Source organism: Algirhabdus cladophorae, from assembly GCF_044772865.1.
GTDB lineage: Bacteria > Pseudomonadota > Alphaproteobacteria > Rhodobacterales > Rhodobacteraceae > Algirhabdus > Algirhabdus cladophorae.
The window spans coordinates 1,652,447-1,668,770 of record NZ_CP173029.1; the positions used below are offsets into that span (position 1 = coordinate 1,652,447).

Annotated in this window: 14 protein-coding genes; 9 read left to right on the forward strand and 5 right to left on the reverse strand. The window is 55.0% G+C overall.

Annotation, left to right across the window (positions count from 1 at the left end):
• The first annotated feature begins 70 nt into the window (after nt 1-70).
• A complete protein-coding gene (locus ACIRQ6_RS07935; RefSeq protein ID WP_420863590.1) occupies nt 71-739 on the forward strand; it encodes a DUF502 domain-containing protein in 669 nt (222 codons plus the stop codon).
• Complete coding sequence (locus ACIRQ6_RS07940; protein ID WP_420863591.1) at nt 740-1,348, forward strand: LysE/ArgO family amino acid transporter; 609 nt, start codon at nt 740-742, stop codon at nt 1,346-1,348.
• Here ACIRQ6_RS07940 and ACIRQ6_RS07945 read toward each other — a convergent pair.
• Both ACIRQ6_RS07945 and ACIRQ6_RS07950 read right to left on the reverse strand, forming a co-directional pair.
• Nucleotides 1,345-2,382: a patatin-like phospholipase family protein gene (locus ACIRQ6_RS07945; protein ID WP_420863592.1), complete on the reverse strand. Its 1,038-nt coding sequence runs from the start codon at nt 2,380-2,382 to the stop codon at nt 1,345-1,347. The genes ACIRQ6_RS07940 and ACIRQ6_RS07945 overlap by 4 nt on opposite strands.
• Nucleotides 2,379-3,164 carry a 3-hydroxybutyrate dehydrogenase gene (locus ACIRQ6_RS07950; protein WP_420863593.1) on the reverse strand — a complete coding sequence of 262 codons (786 nt, stop codon included), beginning with the start codon at nt 3,162-3,164 and terminating at the stop codon, nt 2,379-2,381. The genes ACIRQ6_RS07945 and ACIRQ6_RS07950 overlap by 4 nt, the downstream gene beginning before the upstream one ends.
• Nucleotides 3,165-3,471: 307 nt before the next feature.
• Between ACIRQ6_RS07950 and ACIRQ6_RS07955 the strand changes: the two genes are divergently transcribed.
• Nucleotides 3,472-4,509, forward strand: a complete 1,038-nt coding sequence (locus ACIRQ6_RS07955; RefSeq protein ID WP_420863594.1) for a calcium-binding protein — start codon at nt 3,472-3,474, stop codon at nt 4,507-4,509.
• Between the two features lie 72 nt (nt 4,510-4,581).
• On the opposite strand, the gene ACIRQ6_RS07960 is transcribed toward ACIRQ6_RS07955, so the two are convergent.
• Complete coding sequence (locus tag ACIRQ6_RS07960) at nt 4,582-5,685, reverse strand: calcium-binding protein (protein WP_420863595.1); 1,104 nt, start codon at nt 5,683-5,685, stop codon at nt 4,582-4,584.
• A 275-nt stretch (nt 5,686-5,960) separates the two neighbouring features.
• Here ACIRQ6_RS07960 and ACIRQ6_RS07965 point away from each other — a divergent pair, with 275 nt between their 5' ends.
• From ACIRQ6_RS07965 to ACIRQ6_RS07975, 3 genes are all read left to right on the forward strand, one after another.
• Complete coding sequence (locus ACIRQ6_RS07965) at nt 5,961-7,775, forward strand: extracellular solute-binding protein (RefSeq protein WP_420863596.1); 1,815 nt, start codon at nt 5,961-5,963, stop codon at nt 7,773-7,775.
• 4 nt (nt 7,776-7,779) lie between these two features.
• Nucleotides 7,780-7,893 carry an entericidin EcnA/B family protein gene (locus ACIRQ6_RS07970; RefSeq protein WP_420863597.1) on the forward strand — a complete coding sequence of 38 codons (114 nt, stop codon included), beginning with the start codon at nt 7,780-7,782 and terminating at the stop codon, nt 7,891-7,893.
• Nucleotides 7,894-8,106: 213 nt separating this feature from the next.
• Entirely contained in the window at nt 8,107-8,754 is a 648-nt protein-coding gene (locus ACIRQ6_RS07975) for an aquaporin (protein WP_420863598.1), read from the forward strand.
• Nucleotides 8,755-8,799: 45 nt separating this feature from the next.
• On the opposite strand, the gene ACIRQ6_RS07980 is transcribed toward ACIRQ6_RS07975, so the two are convergent.
• Entirely contained in the window at nt 8,800-9,423 is a 624-nt protein-coding gene (locus ACIRQ6_RS07980) for a helix-turn-helix domain-containing protein (RefSeq protein WP_420863599.1), read from the reverse strand.
• Nucleotides 9,424-9,487: 64 nt separating this feature from the next.
• On the opposite strand from ACIRQ6_RS07980, the gene ACIRQ6_RS07985 reads away from it, so the two are divergent.
• From ACIRQ6_RS07985 to ACIRQ6_RS07995, 3 genes are read left to right on the forward strand one after another with little or no spacing between them, the layout of a single operon-like run.
• Nucleotides 9,488-11,008, forward strand: a complete 1,521-nt coding sequence (locus ACIRQ6_RS07985) for a class I adenylate-forming enzyme family protein (protein WP_420863600.1) — start codon at nt 9,488-9,490, stop codon at nt 11,006-11,008.
• Entirely contained in the window at nt 10,995-11,654 is a 660-nt protein-coding gene (locus tag ACIRQ6_RS07990) for a DsbA family oxidoreductase (protein ID WP_420863601.1), read from the forward strand. Before ACIRQ6_RS07985 ends, ACIRQ6_RS07990 begins: the two co-directional genes overlap by 14 nt.
• On the forward strand, nt 11,647-12,852 hold the full coding sequence (locus ACIRQ6_RS07995; protein ID WP_420863602.1) for an MFS transporter: 1,206 nt from the start codon (nt 11,647-11,649) through the stop codon (nt 12,850-12,852). The genes ACIRQ6_RS07990 and ACIRQ6_RS07995 overlap by 8 nt, the downstream gene beginning before the upstream one ends.
• On the opposite strand, the gene mfd is transcribed toward ACIRQ6_RS07995, so the two are convergent.
• Nucleotides 12,849-16,322 (reverse strand): transcription-repair coupling factor, encoded by a 3,474-nt coding sequence (mfd, locus tag ACIRQ6_RS08000; protein WP_420863603.1) that lies wholly within the window; start codon nt 16,320-16,322, stop codon nt 12,849-12,851. The two genes, ACIRQ6_RS07995 and mfd, sit on opposite strands and share 4 nt — an antisense overlap.
• Nucleotides 16,323-16,324 lie beyond the last annotated feature (2 nt).

Here is a 16,324-nt window from a genome sequence, read left to right on the forward strand (position 1 = left end):
TGCGCCCATTGTCACCGCCCGCAAAAGCGCTTAACTGCACAAGACCGCCTTAGATAGAACGCACGCTTTTATGAACCAGCCTTTTAAAGACCCTACGCCCAAACGTCCGGGGCTTTTTGGCCGTCTGCGTTCAAGCTTCCTGACAGGGATTGTTGTCATTGCGCCTATTGGTCTGACCATTTGGCTGATCTGGACAGTGGTGGGATGGATTGATGGGTTTGTTTTGCCGTTGGTGCCGGGTCGGTTAAATCCCGAACAATATATCGGGATTAATCTGCGCGGTGTAGGCGTCATCATCTTCTTGATCTTTACGATCATTGTAGGGTGGATCGCTAAGGGATTGATAGGGCGCTCGCTGATCCGCTGGGCAGAATCGTTGGTGCTGCGCACCCCTGTGGTCCGCTCGATCTATGGCGGTGTGAAACAGATCGCCGAGACTGTTTTTGCCCAAACGGACACCAATTTTGATCGCGCATGTCTGATCGAATATCCGCGTAAAGGCATCTGGGCTGTTGGCTTTATCTCGACCTCAACCAAGGGGGAGGTCCTTTCAAAAGCCGGTAAAGCTGACATGACATCGGTATTTGTGCCGACCACACCCAACCCGACCTCTGGCTTTTTGCTGTTTTTCCCGACTGAAGATGTGATCGAATTGGATATGTCCGTTGAAGATGCGGCCAAATTGGTCATTTCGGCTGGGCTGGTCTATCCCAACGGCACTGACGAGACGAAACCCTAAATGTTTGGCGCTGCTGCGACTGGGTTTGCCACGGGGTTTTCCCTGATCTTGGCCATTGGGGCGCAAAACGCGTTTGTGTTGCGTCAAGGATTGATCCGCGCCCATGTGTTTTGGCTGTGCCTGCTCTGTGCTGTGTCTGATGCCATATTGATCGTTGCGGGTATTGCTGGGTTTGGCGCGATTGTAGCTGTCTGGCCTGCCCTGCCCCAGATCATGACCATTGGCGGCGCACTATTCCTGCTGGCCTACGGGGCCAGCCGGTTTTGGGCGGCCTATAAAGGCGACTATGCACTAGTATTGGATGGCAAATCCGCGTCACTTTGGGTGACATTGGCCACGGCAGCGGCGTTTACCTGGCTCAACCCCCATGTTTACTTGGACACTTTGGGCCTTATCGGCGCAATCAGCCTGAATTTCCCTGAGGCGGGCTTGAAATTGGCCTTTGGTGTTGGGGCTGTGACCTCGTCCTTTGTGTTCTTTTTCGGCTTGGGCTACGGCGCGCGTTTTCTGGCGCCGATTATGACCTCCGCCAAGGCATGGCGCATCATGGATGCGCTTATTGCCGTGGTGATGTGGATATTGGCCTCTGTTTTATTGTTCAGCCACTAGGCGAACATCGGGCGCAAATCGCAACTAGACGTCACCCCTATGTCATCCCAATGGGCCTGCAGAAACTGATCTGCCGCCACGCGGCCTGCGGCCTTGAGCTTAGCCAGAATGATCGGGCTTGGCAGCAGCTTGGTGGCAACATTCAGCGTATTCATTAGGGCGTCATCCGCGATCATATGCACCAGCACGTCCTTCATGCTGCCCGGTTTGACCGATCCATCCGCCAGCAAGCGGCGGACAAAATCAATCGCCCGCAGTTCGCGCAGAAGCGACGAATTAAAGCTGATCTCATTGATCCGGTTCTGGATCTCCTGCGGTGTTTTGGGCACCTCGTGGCGCACCAAGGGGTTGATGTTGACAATCATCACGTCCTGCGGCAGATGCGCCTCAAACAAGGGAAAGAGCGGTGGATTACCCATGAAACCGCCATCCCAATAGGATTGGATCGCGTCCACTTTTGGGTCATGAATTTCGATGGCTTGGAACATGGTGGGCAAACAGGCAGAGGCCAGCAAGGCGTTCACGCTGATGTCGTCGCCTGCAAAGACCCGGATTTTACCAGTTTGCACGTTGGTGGCACAGACATGCAGTTCAGGGCCTTTGGGCGAACAGATTGCGTCAAAATGCATGTCGTTGACGATTGGATCCAATGGGTTTTGATAAAACGGGCCCATCGCATAGGGGGAGGACAGGCGGGATGCGAAATCCATCGCCTGATAGGGCCATGAGCTTTCCATGGCAGTGGCCAGTGGCCCTGCGGCTGGCGCAAGGGCCGACATCCATGAGGCCAGGTTTGGATCATTCACAGCCCCGACGCGCCCCCAGAACCAATCAAGGTTTTCACGTGCGGTTTGGGCGTCACCGGAAGCTAATCCGGCCTTTAGTGCAGCGCCATTTAAAGCGCCCGCAGACGTGCCTGAAATCGCGGCGATCTCTAGCTCGGATTCCTCAAGAAGACGGTCTAATACGCCCCAAGTGAACGCACCATGGGCCCCGCCACCTTGGAGGGCCAGATTGATGCGCTTGCGGCTCACAAGGCTGTCCAGCCGCCGTCGACACTAAGGGTTGTGCCAGTGATCTGCGCTGCGGCATCAGAACAAAGGAACACGGCCGAGCCGCCCATTTGTTCGACTGTGGCAAATTCCTTGGACGGCTGACGTTTGAGCATAACGTTTTTGATCACGTCCTCGCGGCTCATGTCATATTCCTTCATAGTGTCGGGGATTTGGCTTTCGACCAAAGGCGTCAACACATAGCCCGGACAAATGGCATTTGCGGTGATCGGTTCCTCTGCGGTTTCCAACGCTGTGGTTTTGGTCAGGCCCACAACCCCGTGTTTGGCCGCGATATAGGCAGATTTATAGGGCGAAGCCGTCAAGCCGTGTGCAGAGGCAATATTGATCACCCTGCCCCAGCCTGCCTTGCGCATCATAGGAAGGGCCATGGCTGTGGTGTGAAAGGCCGAGGACATGTTGATCGCAATGATCGCATCCCACTTGCCAACATCAAATTCAGGGATTGGGGCCACGTGTTGGATGCCTGCGTTGTTGATCAGGATGTCACAAGCCCCTGCCTGTTCTATCAAAGCCCGGCATTGATCACCCTTGGACATATCCGCTTGAATATAGCGGGCAGTGACGCCGTGATCTTTCGCGATCTCAGCGGCGAGGGCATGATCTTCGTCGTTGTCTGTGTAGGAATTGAGAACCACATCTGCACCTGCCTGTGCCATCACTTGGGCAATTCCCAAACCGATGCCCGAATTGGATCCTGTGATAACGGCGGTCTTTCCGCTTAGGTCAGTTGTTAGTGCCATCGTGGCCTCCTCAAGCAATGCTGCGTTGCAGAATAGCTGCCACAAATTGCCCAAAAGGGAAACCAGTTTTCATGGGCTTGTCGCGTTGGAGGTTCTTGGATACCGCCTGCATTCCTTGGTAGAAGTACAATAGCACCCCAGTAGCCGCGACAGTCGTTTGCCTGAAACAATCCTATTTTCCCTGCCCCATTGTTTCGCCAATTACCCTTAAATTTTCGTAAAGCAGCCCCATTCGCGCCCCAATCGAAACGGTATGTTGCGCCCAAGAAAACAATAAATCGAGCAGACAAAAGGAATTGGGGTTCCAATGACACATACTATATTAGAAGCAACGGCCAATCTATTTAAGTACGGCTATTACCTTGAAGATGGGACCTTTATCGGGACGATCCTGACAGGCAAAGATTTCACCTATGATGCGGTCAGCCCAATGGCGCCAATCACTGGCAAGATCGCATTGTTTACCGAAACCATCTTTGACAAAACCAGCTCGCCTGAGATTGAAACTGTAAAAATCGCGAAATTGCCCTTTGCGGATGAATTGTCTGCATTGGTTCCGGATTATTACGACTTTAACAGCCTTTCTGCGCATCTGCATACCTTTGAAAACGCAAAGATGCTGATGACCGGTGGCGACGATTTCTATGACAGCAGCAGCTGGAACACATCAGGCGTTGATCTGCGCGGTATGGGCGGCAATGACACGATCTATGGCGGTTCGGGCGATGATACCATCAAAGGTGGCACTGGCAACGATACGCTGTTTGGCGCTGACGGCGCAGACGAGCTGTTTGGGAACGCAGGCAACGACATGATTTACGGCGACAAAGGCGAGGATATCCTTGTTGGCGGCGGCGGCAATGACATGATCTGGGGCGGTGCCGATGCCGATAATATCTCGGGCGGTTCCGGTGATGACATGATTTACGGCGGCAAGGGCGATAATCGTCTGTCCGGCGACAAAGGCAATGACTTTGTCACTGGTGATCGCGGCAATGACTGGATGGCCGGTGGTCGTGGCACCGATGAGCTTTATGGCGGTGGCGGCACGGACCGTATGGCCGGTGGCAACGGTTCAGACACATTTGTGTTTAAGGACCGTGCGCTGGACGAAGGTTACACAAATATCGTGGATTTTGATCTGGATCAGGATGTTTTGCGGATTGAAACCACGACAGATATGACGGCCGCCCAATCCTATGCCAGCTTTATGGCCAATGCGGTTGATTACAAAGGCTCAGTCGTTTGGACATCCACTGAAAACGATATCTCGGTCCGCTTGGCCCGTGTTGATCTGGCCGACCTGACAGAAGATCACTTTGCGGACGCGTTTGCCTTCGCTTAAGACAAAATACTCCCTCCCAAAGACCAAAGCCGGACCGCATCAGTGGTCCGGTTTTGGTGTGTTTGATGGTTGTTATGCCCAGTCGTCGTAGCCTTGCCCGAGAGCTCCGTCAAAGATTGAGGCATTGGTAAGATCATCCAACGCCACGCCGCGCAGGACAATCTTTACGTCCTCAAACTGAAGAACCGTATTATCCCCGTTTTGCTTGGCATTGTCCCAGATCACAGGTGTTATATCCTCCAGATCATAGGTCCCATTCAACGATGGTCCAAACCGCAGCACATCCTCGGCCACATCAAAGTCGCGGATCACGTGGCGGCCCGTGGATTGTTCACGCTCATCAACCGCAAAATTACTGCTGCTTTCCACCAAAAAAACAAACATATCCGCATCCCTGCCACCAGTGAGGCGATTGCTATGACCGGTGCTGAGCATGACGTCGCGCCCATTGCCGCCAAAGAGGATATTCGACCCGGACCCTGCGTTTAGAACATCCGCACCGGCCCCGGCCAAGATCGTGTCATTGCCGTCACCACCCGAAATCAGGTCAGCCCCACTGCCGCCTTCGATATGATCATCACCACCATTGCCAAACAAGGTATCGGAACCGCGAAAGCCTTTGATCGTGTCAGCGCCGTCGCTGCCCTCGACATAATCAGCCCCGCGACCGGCTGAAACTGTTGCACCATTCCCGGTGGCTGCGATGAAATCAGCGCCTTTGCCGCCAGTGACCAGCACGTCGTCGCCAGCGACCTCAATCACATCACTGCCATCTGTGCCCGCAACTGTTGTATCATCTGAACCGACTTGTTGGTAAATGAAGGGGGTGCCGCTTGCCCGACCAAGGCTTTCAAATTCAGTCGTCCCAGCAAAAAGACCCTCAAAATACAGCGCTTGGGTTGGGGGGATGGCCGTGGACAGATCCGCCAAATCAATTTGCACATCCTCAAAGCTGCGAAACACCAGATCCGGCACATCCAGCCCTTCGGCGTAGACAGCGCTGAGGGTAAAGTCCGTGACGACCCCTTCGGCCAAATCCAAAGGATCCCCCGACAGCACTTGACCCGCAACGGTCGCTTCAAGGCGGATATGTGCGATGGCGGGATCCGTGATGGGGAACAAGGCTACAAAGGTCGACATGCCATCGCTGGGCGGGGCTACGATTGTATAATTCATGGGTGTCATTTACTCGCTACAAACCTGCCCCGACACTGGCCGAAAGCAGGCTGATGACAAAGGGGAAAAATTCCGAGCGCAGCACAAAAAAAAACGCCAGCACGAAGCTGGCGTAAGTTATTGAGGCAGGTTTCATACAGGCAAGAAACCTATCGAGCAGTAAGACCTGTATAAGCAATTGCGCGCCTGCATCCAAGCTAAAAGTTTGAAAAGTCAGGAAAGCCTGCGTAACACTAAGCTCAACGAAACAAGGGCATAGAGGGATTGTTGCCAATATGGGATCACATTATTTCCGCAAAATAAGGGCTTCGGCGGCCGTTTTGGCCCTGATCTGTGGCACAGGATTCGCGCAAGCAGAACCTGCCCATGGCATAGCTATGTATGGGGCCCCTGCTTTGGGACCAGATTTTGTGTCTTTGCCCTATGCCAACCCTAATGCACCGACTGGCGGGCGAATCGTCACGGGCGAAACCGGCGGGTTCGACAATCTTAACCCGCATATCCGCAAAGGCAGCACGCCGTGGCAGCTGCGGTTTTTGGCCTACGAAAGCCTGATGGGCCGCTCTTATGACGAGCCATTTACACTTTATGGTCTCATCGCCGAATCGATAGAGGTCGGTGAAAACCGTGAATGGGCCGAATTTACCCTGCGTCCCGAGGCCCGATTCTCGGATGGATCCCCGATCACCGTCGAAGATGTCATGTGGTCTTACGAAACATTAGGCACCGTCGGTCACCCCCGCTATCACGGATTGTGGAATAAGATCGGCACGATGGAACAAACCGGCGAGCGTTCGGTTAGGTTTACGTTCAATGTCGACGACCGCGAATTGGCCTTGCTGGTTGGCATGCGCCCGATCCTGAAAAAGGCCCAATGGGACGGAAAAGATATCGCCGAAAGCGGGCTGGATAATGTGCCAATCGCCTCGGCCCCCTATGTGGTCGATAAATTCGAGGCGGGCCGTTATGTCAGCCTTAAACGCAACCCCGATTATTGGGGAAAGGACGTCCCGTTCCGCAAAGGCACCAACAACCTTGATGAGATCCGGCTGGAGTTCTTTGGCGACAGCACCGCGATGTTTGAAGCTTTCAAAGCGGGCGAAGTGACGTTTAACCGTGAATTCAACGCCAACAAATGGGCCGAGCAATATGATTTTGCCGCGATCCAATCGGGCGAGATGGTCAAAGCCACCCTGCCCCATGAACGCCCCAGCGGCATCACCGGCTTTGTGATGAATACCCGCAGCCCGCAGTTTGCCGACTGGCGGGTGCGTGACGCAATGCTGCATGCGTTTAACTTTGAGTTTATCAACCAGACTATGACCGGCGGCGCCCAAAAGCGGATCACCTCCTATTTCTCCAACTCTGTTTTGGGCATGCAAGAGGGCCCTGCCACGGGTCGCGTCAAAGATCTGCTGGACCCTTTCGCAGAAAGCCTGCTGCCCGGCGCGTTGGATGGCTACAGCCTGCCGGTGTCCGACGGTTCCGAACGCAACCGCGCTGGCATTCGCGCGGCCTTGGGCCAGTTTGAGGCCGCTGGATGGACGGTTCAGGACGGCGTTATGAAAAACGCGCAGGCCCAACCGTTTACGTTTGAGGTTTTACTTAAACAGGGGGCCGCTGAAAATCAGTCGATCATTGATCTTTATACCTCTGCGCTGGGACGGCTTGGAATTACGCCCACGGTCACTGTCGTGGACAACGCCCAATACAAAGAACGCACCACCAATTACGATTTTGACATGGCCTACTACCGGCGCGGTCTGTCCCTCAGCCCCGGCAACGAACAATACCTCTATTGGGGTCGCGATGGTGTGACCGAGCCGGGCACGCGCAACTGGATGGGCATGGATAGCCCCGCTGCAGAGGCCATGATCGGTGAAATTCTGACCTCGGCCAGCCGTGACGATTTTGTCGCTGCCACCCGTGCATTAGACCGTGTGTTGACCACCGGCAGATATGTGCTGCCGATCTATCAATGGAACATCAGCCGTATTGCCCATGTGGCCGAGTTGAAGTACCCAGAAAACTTACCAATCTATGGCGATTGGATCGGATGGAACCCAGATGTCTGGTGGTATGAGGACTAAAGAAATGATGCGGATGTTTGCTGTGATCTTGGGCTTGGCTGTTTTGGCTGGCTGTAACACGGTTGAAGGTGTGGGCGAGGATATCAGCGCAGGTGCACGCGCCGTGGGTCGTTTGTGAAACGAGCTGTTTCGGTTTTTTTGATTACAGTGGTGGGCCTTGGTGCCTGTGCCCCTGCCCGCGTTGCCACGAAGGCCACAAAAACTGTTGTGAAAACTTCCGTTAAGACGACAGGCAAAGTGGTTGGGGCGGCCTTCTAGAGGATTGTCATAAATCTTTTACATGGACAGCGTAGCGCAACCGTTAGACGGATAGACCCTCGGGAGACCCACAATGGCCCGCCAACTTTTTGCTGAATTCATCGGCACTGCCTTTTTGCTTATTGGCGTCGTTGGCTCCGGCATTATGGGGGAGGCGCTTGCAGACGGAAACATCGCCATCGCCCTTTTGGCCAATGCGATTGCGACGGGCTGTATCCTTTATGTTTTGATCACAACGCTGGGTCCGATTTCCGGGGCGCATTTCAATCCGGTTGTGACGGCCTATTTTGCCCTAACGGCTGGTTTTTCCCGCCGCCAAGTGCCGCTCTTTTGGATCGCACAAATCAGCGGTGGTACCCTTGGGGTCTGGTTGACCCACTTGATGTTTGATCTGGATATATTCCAACTCTCAACCACCGACAGAACCGGTATCAACCAATGGAGTTCGGAAATTATCGCAACCTTCGGATTGCTCTTTGTGATCATTGGCGGGTTAAAATCGCGGCCCGAGACAGTGCCAACGCTCGTGGCCCTTTATATCACCGGCGCTTACTGGTTCACCTCCTCCACCAGCTTTGCAAACCCGGCCGTGACCATTGCGCGTGGATTGTCAGACACCTTTGCAGGAATTAATCCGGCCCATGTCGCAGGCTTTGTTCTGGCGCAAATCATCGGCATGGGAATGGCCATTTTGATCCTGCCACGTCTGTTCAAAGACTAATCTAGCCTTTGAAAACCATCTGCGCTGAAGGCATTCAGCACGCGCCTAGATCTGTGTGGTCACCCACAGTATCAACGCGTCCTCAGGGCTGGTTGAAATAACATTGTGCCCCATGGATCCGTCATAATAGGCACTGTCACCACGGCTCATTTCGACAGGCTCATAAAACTCGGTATACAAAATCACGGTCCCCGTCAGGACATACATGAACTCTTCGCCATCATGGCGCACCCAACCGTCGAACTCGTCCATGGAACGGGCCCGTATTTGCGCGCGATAGGGCAGCATCTGCTTTTTGGTCATGCTGGCGGCCAGCAGTTTATGCTCGTAAGTCGCCGTGGCATATTCTGCACCTTCACCGCGCTTGGTCACGGCCATGCGGCCATTAACCTGCCCTTTGATGGGCGGTGTAAACAACTGCGGTACAGAAATTTGCAAACCTTCGGCCAGCTTCTTGAGCGCCTCATAGGTCGGCGACATTTGACCGTTCTCGATTTTGGACAGGGTCGAACGGGCCAAACCGGCCTGTTGGGCGGCTTGTTCCAAGGTCCAGTTGTGGGATTTGCGAAGATCACGCACCCGTTGGCCCAAGTTCAACGGGACGGCTGTTTCATCATCATTGGGTCCACGTGCCAGTTTCAGCACACCAGGTTCGTCTTTTTGTGTCATAAGGCTTGTCTATTGATCTCGCCGCAGGCTTGCAACTGATGTCCGCGCCGCCTAGCACATTCCTATGACTTCTGTCTTTGATCAAGGCCCTCCTGCCCCCTGCCCCGCGCGGTTCAATATGGCCGCTTATGTGTTGCATGCAGGGGCCAAAACACCGGAAAAATGTGCCTTGGAAGTGCTCCATAGCACTCACATAGAACGTTGGAGCTATGGCCAAATCCGTCAGGCTGTTCTGGGTCTTGCAAATGGTCTGCAACACAACGCGGGTTTGGGTGCGGGGGACATAGTATTGATGCGCTTGGGTAACGAAGTTGCCTTTCCGATCGCCTATTTGGCTTGTATCGCTGCAGGCGTTGTTCCAGTCCCTGCATCGGCTCAGCTGACCCCCGTTGAACTGGACAAGATCGTCGCAGACCTGTCGCCGAAAGCGATGCTGTCCTCACACGGTGTGTCCCTTCCGACACGCCCCGATCTGCCATGCTATGATGTGGCGTGGCAATCGGCACAGTATTCCGGTCCTCAGGCCAGCCCGATTATGGGTGATCCCAATCGGTTGGCCTATATCGTCTACACCTCTGGGACCAGTGGTGCGGCCCGTGCGGTTGGACATGCGCACCGGGCCGTTTGGGCGCGCCGGATGATGTGGGATGGATGGTATGGGCTGGAACGCGGCGACCGGTTGTTGCACGCCGGGGCGCTGAACTGGACTTACACACTTGGCACTGGGATTATTGATCCGTGGTCAATCGGGGCCACAGCGCTGGTGTGTGCGGATGGGACCGATCACGCGCGCCTGCCAGATCTGATTGAAGCCCACGATATCACTTTGTTTGCAGCAGCCCCCGCTGTATATCGGCGTTTGTTGCGCCAGCCGCGTAAATGGTCGGCACCGCACTTGCGCCATGGCCTGTCCGCTGGTGAAAAAATGGCGCCCTCGATTTCGCATGATTGGCAAACGGCCACGCAAACCCCGGTGATCGAAGCCTACGGGATGACCGAATGTTCGACCTTTGTGTCCGCCAATCCCAAAGCACCCTCGCAGCTTTGCCCCCAACCCGGGCGGCACGTGGCCATAGTCGATGACGCTGGTACGCCCCTGCCTTACGGTCAACCCGGGACTATCGCTGTGCACAAACACGATCAGGGGTTTATGCTGGGTTATCTTAATGCTGTGAACGAGGCCGAGGATCGGATCAAACGAGACTGGTTTCTCACGGGTGACCAGGGTGTGATGGAGGCCTCTGGCACGCTTACCTATCTGGGCCGCGACGACGATATGATGAACGCAGGCGGTGTGCGCGTCTCACCCATCGAAGTCGAAGCTGCCATGATGGCCTGCGCCGACATTGGCGATTGCGCGGCGGCTACGGTTCGGATCAAAGCCGACACGGATGTTATCGCTCTCTTTTATACTGGTGCGGCTGATGAACCTGCCCTGCGCAGTCATGCACAGACATATCTCGCTGATTACAAACGCCCACGGCTTTACATTGCTATTGATGTGCTGCCTAAGGGGCCGAACAACAAGGTGCTGCGCAAAGAATTGCGCGCTTCAGTGAAAGGTCCGCAAAATGGTGAAGCTTGATATTCTGTCAGACGTCATTTGTCCGTGGTGCTACATTGGCAAAACCCATCTGGACAAGGCTTTGGCCGAAGTCCCGGATCATCCTTTCACCATCGAGTGGCACCCGTTTCAACTGAACCCCACTATGCCTGCGGGTGGTATGGGGCGTCGCGAGTATCTTGAGGGTAAATTTGGCGGCAAAGAAGGTGCTATCAAAGCCTATGCGCCCGTGGTCCAAGCGGCCGAAGCTGCTGGATTGTCTATTGATTTTGACGGTATGGCCCGCACGCCAAACACCTTGGATGCCCACCGTTTGATCCATTGGGCGGGGATCGAGGGCAAACAGATTGCCGTGGTCAGCGCCTTGTTTGAGGCCTATTTTGTCGAAGCCCGCGACATAGGCGATCATGACGTTCTGGCGGATGTGGCCGACAGTGTCGAGATGGATGCAAGCCTTGTGGCCCGCCTGTTGAAAACCGATGAGGATCGCAAACTGATCCAAGACCGCGATGCCCACAGCCGCGAGATGGGGGTGAATTCTGTGCCAACATTCGTGGTGGCAAACCAACATGCGGTCCCCGGTGCGCAGCAACCTGATATGTGGCTCAAGGTGATTGGCGAGATCAAAAGCCAGCTTGCAGCAGAGGATGCCACACCTAATGACTAGGCGCACCCCGTCACGGGGTGAATTTGTGGCCCTCATGGGCATGCTGACCGCGACGATAGCCTTGTCAGTAGATACGATGCTTCCCGGCTTAGGGGCCATCGCAGACGAGCTATCCCCAAGTGACGCAAACAAAGCCCAGTTGATTATCACATCCTTTGTGTTGGGCATGGGGATGGGCACGTTTTTTATGGGGCCGCTTGCGGATCGCTTTGGCCGCAAACCTGTGTTGTTGGCAGGGGCTGGACTATACGTCATTGCCTGTATCTGGGCCTATCTGGCCCAAAGCCTCGAGTCCGTTTTGGTGGCCCGTGTGGCCCAAGGCATCGGCGCCAGTGGCCCGCGCGTGATTGTGACCACTTTGGTGCGAGATCTCTATAAAGGGCGTGATATGGCCAAGATCACCTCGCTGGTGATGATTGTCTTTACCTTGATGCCAGCTGTGGCCCCGTCATTGGGCGCTGTAATTATCAACCTTGCGGGATGGCGCGAAATATTCCTCGCCTTTGTGGTGTTTGCCTTTATGTCCAGCGCTTGGTTTATGGCGCGCATGCCTGAAACACTGCTCCCTGAAAATCAGCGCAGCCTGCGATTTCGCCGCCTCAAAGAAGCGTTGAGCGAGATTTTCAGCAACCCAATGATCCGCCTGTGCGTGATGGTGCAGGCCCTGTGTTACACGGTTTTATTTGCCATGATCAGCTCGGCCCATCAGGTTTTTGCCGATGTGTTTGACCGCGAAGCCAGCTTCCCAGCCTGGTTTGCCCTGGTTGCCCTTCTGGCCGGGTCCGCCAGCATCCTCAACGCCAGCTTGGTGCAACGATTGGGCATGCTGACCTTGATTAAAGCGACGCTAAACGTGTTGATCGTCATCACGGCTGCCGTTTTGATCAGTACATTCGCAGGGCTTAGCGTACAGACATCTTTCTACATCTTCCTCATATGGATGACATCGATCTTCTTTCAGGCAGGCATGACATTGGGCAACCTTGTGGCGCTCAGCATGGGGCCCTTGGGCCATATTGCTGGCACTGCGTCCTCGGCGATCACCGCTGTGGCCACGATCACATCGGTGGTTTTGGCCGTGCCTATTGGTTTGGCCTTCAACGGGACACTTATCCCTTTGCTGTTGGGGATCCTGGGATCGATCATAGTGGCGCGGGTGCTGATGGGTCGGGTCGATGCAGGCTTTGATAAGGCCTAATTTGCTGCAGCGGCTTTCTTGCGTTTGCGTTCGGCAATCGCCTTTTCGGCCAGATCACGCGCAATCCCAAAGGCGCCTTTTATCTTGTCACTGTCTTTCTTCCAATCGCGCCGCACAACGATTTTGTTGTCTTTGACCTTGGCCAAGCCGCGTTGATCATTGATAAACTCAACCAAACCTTGGGGTGAGGCAAATTTGTCATTATGAAACTGGATCGACGCACCCTTTTCGCCGCCATCAAGCTTGGCAATACCTGCCTTTTTGCACATGGCTTTGATCCGCACGACCAACATCAACGTATTCACTTCCTTGGGCAGCGTACCAAAGCGATCAATCAGTTCAGCGGCGAAACCTTCTAGTTCAACTTTGGTCGTCAAGCCACTGAGCCTGCGATATAATCCCAAACGCACATCCAAATCCGGCACATAGGTTTCCGGGATCAAAACTGGTACACCAAGGTTAATTTGCGGGGCCCATTGGCCATCATCATCAGTGAGGCCTTCCATGCTGCCTGATTTGATTTTGGCAATCGCCTCTTCAAGCATGGATTGGTACAGCTCGTACCCTACTTCGCGCATCTGGCCGGATTGTTCTTCACCGATCAAGTTGCCCGCACCGCGAATGTCCAGATCCTGTGACGCCAGCGTGAACCCTGCCCCCAAGGTGTCCAAACTGCCCAAAACGCGCAGACGTTTTTCGGCTGTTGGCGTCAGCTTGGCCCGCGGCTTGGTGGTCAAATAGGCATAAGCCCGGGTTTTTGAACGGCCAACACGACCCCTGATCTGATACAGTTGCGCCAGACCAAACATATCCGCGCGGTGCACCACCATCGTGTTCGCCGTGGGGATATCCAGCCCGGATTCGACAATCGTTGTGGCCAGAAGCACATCGTATTTGCCGTCGTAAAAGGCGTTCATCCGGTCGTCCAAATCGCCTGCCGCCATTTGACCATTGGCGGTGATATAGCTGACCTCAGGCACTTCACGCCGCAAGAAATCCTCGATCTCGGGCAGGTCAGTGATGCGTGGCACCACAAAGAAACTCTGGCCGCCACGATAATGTTCGCGCAGCAGCGCTTCACGCAAGGTCACCGTGTCAAATTCCGAGACATAGGTGCGAATGGCCAAGCGATCCACCGGGGGCGTACCAATAATGCTAAGCTCGCGCACCCCCGACAACGACAATTGAAGTGTGCGCGGGATCGGCGTGGCCGTCAGGGTCAGCACATGGATATCGGTACGCAGGGATTTCAGTCGCTCCTTGTGGGTCACCCCAAACTTTTGTTCCTCGTCGATCACCAGCAGTCCAAGGTTCTTGAACCGTACCGTTTTGGCCAGCAACGCGTGCGTGCCCACTACGATATCAACCGTGCCGCGATTGATCCCGTCGCGGGTGGCATTGGCGTCTTTGGTCGAGACAAAACGCGACAACTGCCGGACTTCCAATGGAAAGCCGCGAAACCGGTCCGCAAAGCTTTTGTAGTGTTGACGGGCCAGCAATGTGGTGGGTGCAATGATCGCCACTTGGGTGCCCGACATGGCCGCCACAAAGGCCGCGCGCATGGCCACTTCGGTTTTACCAAAGCCCACGTCGCCGCAGATCAACCGATCCATGGGTTGGCCTGAGGCCATATCGTCCAGAACATCACCAATTGCGTTTAACTGATCGTCGGTTTCCTGATAGGGGAAGCGTGCTGAAAACGCGTCCCACATGCCATCGGGTGGCTCCATTATAGGGGCAGTGCGCAGAGCGCGTTCGGCAGCGACGCGGATCAAACGATCCGCGATTTCGCGGATGCGTTCCTTCAGCTTGGCCTTTTTGGCCTGCCATGCACCGCCGCCCAACCGGTCGAGCAAACCCTCGTCATGGCCAAACTTGGACAGCAATTCGATGTTTTCAACAGGCAAATAAAGCTTGGCGGCTTCGGCGTACTCCAGAAAAATACACTCGTGCGCGGCCCCAGCCGCTGTGATGACTTCCATACCTTTATAGCGTCCCACGCCGTGGTCCACATGCACCACCAAATCGCCCGGCGACAGGCTTTGGGTTTCGGTCAAGAAGTTCTCGGCCCGCTTTTTCTTACGTGGTGCACGGATCAAGCGATCCCCCAGAACATCCTGTTCAGAAATCACAGTCAGACCCGGGGCCACAAACCCGTGTTCCAACGGCCAAACCGCCAGATGCACCCCGGTTTTGCCTACGTCGCGCATGTCGCGGATTGGAGTTGCGGCCAGAACGCCTTCGTCTTCGATCAGGCCAGCCAGCCGTTCGCGCGCCCCTTCGGAATAGGAGGCCACCACAACCGGCCCTTCGGACAGGCGATTGTGAATATGATCGGCCAAGGCCTTGAAAAGGCTGATGTGTTCCTGCTGACGTTCGGGCGAAAAATTGCGCCCGATCCGTCCGCCTGCATCTAAAACACCAACGCCAGTGGCCTGTGGCAGTGTTGCAAAACGGCACACACGGTGGCCCTTGATCGCATCAGCCCATGCGGCATCATCAAGATACAACAATTGCGGCGGACAGGGTTTATAGACACTGTCCATCCGGCCCTTTTGCTTGAGCGCCTCTTGCCGCGTTTCATACTGATCCGCGAGGCTTTCCCACCGTGACACCCGGCTGGGATCGAACTGATCATCCAGCGTGATGGTGGCCTTAGGCAGGTAATCAAACAGTGTCTCAAGCGTTTCATGGAAAAACGGCAACCAGTGTTCAACACCTGCGTGTTTGCGCCCTGCGCTCACGGCCTCATAGAGTGGATCATCAGTGCCTGCCGCACCAAATTCGATGCGATAGTTTTGTCGAAACCGGGTGATCGAGGCCTCATCAAGGATCACTTCGCTGACTGGGGCTAATTCCACTGATGTCAGCTTTTGCGTGGTGCGTTGGGTCGCAGGATCAAACCGGCGCGCGCCGTCCAACACGTCGCCAAAAAGGTCCAGACGCACGGGGCCTGCCTCGCCGGGGGGAAAGATATCGATGATCCCACCACGTACGGCATAATCGCCAGCCTCCATCACCGTGGGGCTTTGGGTAAAGCCCATGCGGACCAGAAATTCGCGCAACGCTTGTTCGTCAATCCGGTCACCGACACGGGCTGTAAAGGCTGCAGATTTCATCAGGCTGCGGGCCGGTACACGCTGGGTTGCGGCATTCAGCGTAGTCAGCAACACGAACCCTTCCAAGCTGTCTTGGGCCAATCCGGCTAAAACCGCCATCCGTGCCGCAGACACATCCGCATTGGGGGAAATGCGATCATAGGGCAGACAGTCCCACGCGGGAAAGACCATAACAGGCACATCTGGCGCATAAATTTCGAGGGCTGCGCGCATGGCCTCAAGACGTTTGTCATCGCGTACGATATGGCACACAGGGCCCGAGCCTTTGGCCAATTCGGCCAGTACCAACTTGGCGTCAAAGCCTTCTGGCGCACCAGAAATGGTGATGTGGGGAAAACTGTCTTGGCTCATAA

Coding starts and splice junctions, on each gene's coding strand:
- ACIRQ6_RS07935 (WP_420863590.1), top strand. CDS start 71: ATGAACCAGCCTTTTAAAGACCCTACGCCCAAACGTCCGGGGCTTTTT.
- ACIRQ6_RS07940 (WP_420863591.1), top strand. CDS start 740: ATGTTTGGCGCTGCTGCGACTGGGTTTGCCACGGGGTTTTCCCTGATC.
- ACIRQ6_RS07950 (WP_420863593.1), bottom strand. CDS start 3,164: ATGGCACTAACAACTGACCTAAGCGGAAAGACCGCCGTTATCACAGGA.
- ACIRQ6_RS07955 (WP_420863594.1), top strand. CDS start 3,472: ATGACACATACTATATTAGAAGCAACGGCCAATCTATTTAAGTACGGC.
- ACIRQ6_RS07960 (WP_420863595.1), bottom strand. CDS start 5,685: ATGAATTATACAATCGTAGCCCCGCCCAGCGATGGCATGTCGACCTTT.
- ACIRQ6_RS07965 (WP_420863596.1), top strand. CDS start 5,961: ATGGGATCACATTATTTCCGCAAAATAAGGGCTTCGGCGGCCGTTTTG.
- ACIRQ6_RS07970 (WP_420863597.1), top strand. CDS start 7,780: ATGATGCGGATGTTTGCTGTGATCTTGGGCTTGGCTGTTTTGGCTGGC.
- ACIRQ6_RS07975 (WP_420863598.1), top strand. CDS start 8,107: ATGGCCCGCCAACTTTTTGCTGAATTCATCGGCACTGCCTTTTTGCTT.
- ACIRQ6_RS07980 (WP_420863599.1), bottom strand. CDS start 9,423: ATGACACAAAAAGACGAACCTGGTGTGCTGAAACTGGCACGTGGACCC.
- ACIRQ6_RS07985 (WP_420863600.1), top strand. CDS start 9,488: ATGACTTCTGTCTTTGATCAAGGCCCTCCTGCCCCCTGCCCCGCGCGG.
- ACIRQ6_RS07990 (WP_420863601.1), top strand. CDS start 10,995: ATGGTGAAGCTTGATATTCTGTCAGACGTCATTTGTCCGTGGTGCTAC.
- ACIRQ6_RS07995 (WP_420863602.1), top strand. CDS start 11,647: ATGACTAGGCGCACCCCGTCACGGGGTGAATTTGTGGCCCTCATGGGC.
- mfd (WP_420863603.1), bottom strand. CDS start 16,322: ATGAGCCAAGACAGTTTTCCCCACATCACCATTTCTGGTGCGCCAGAA.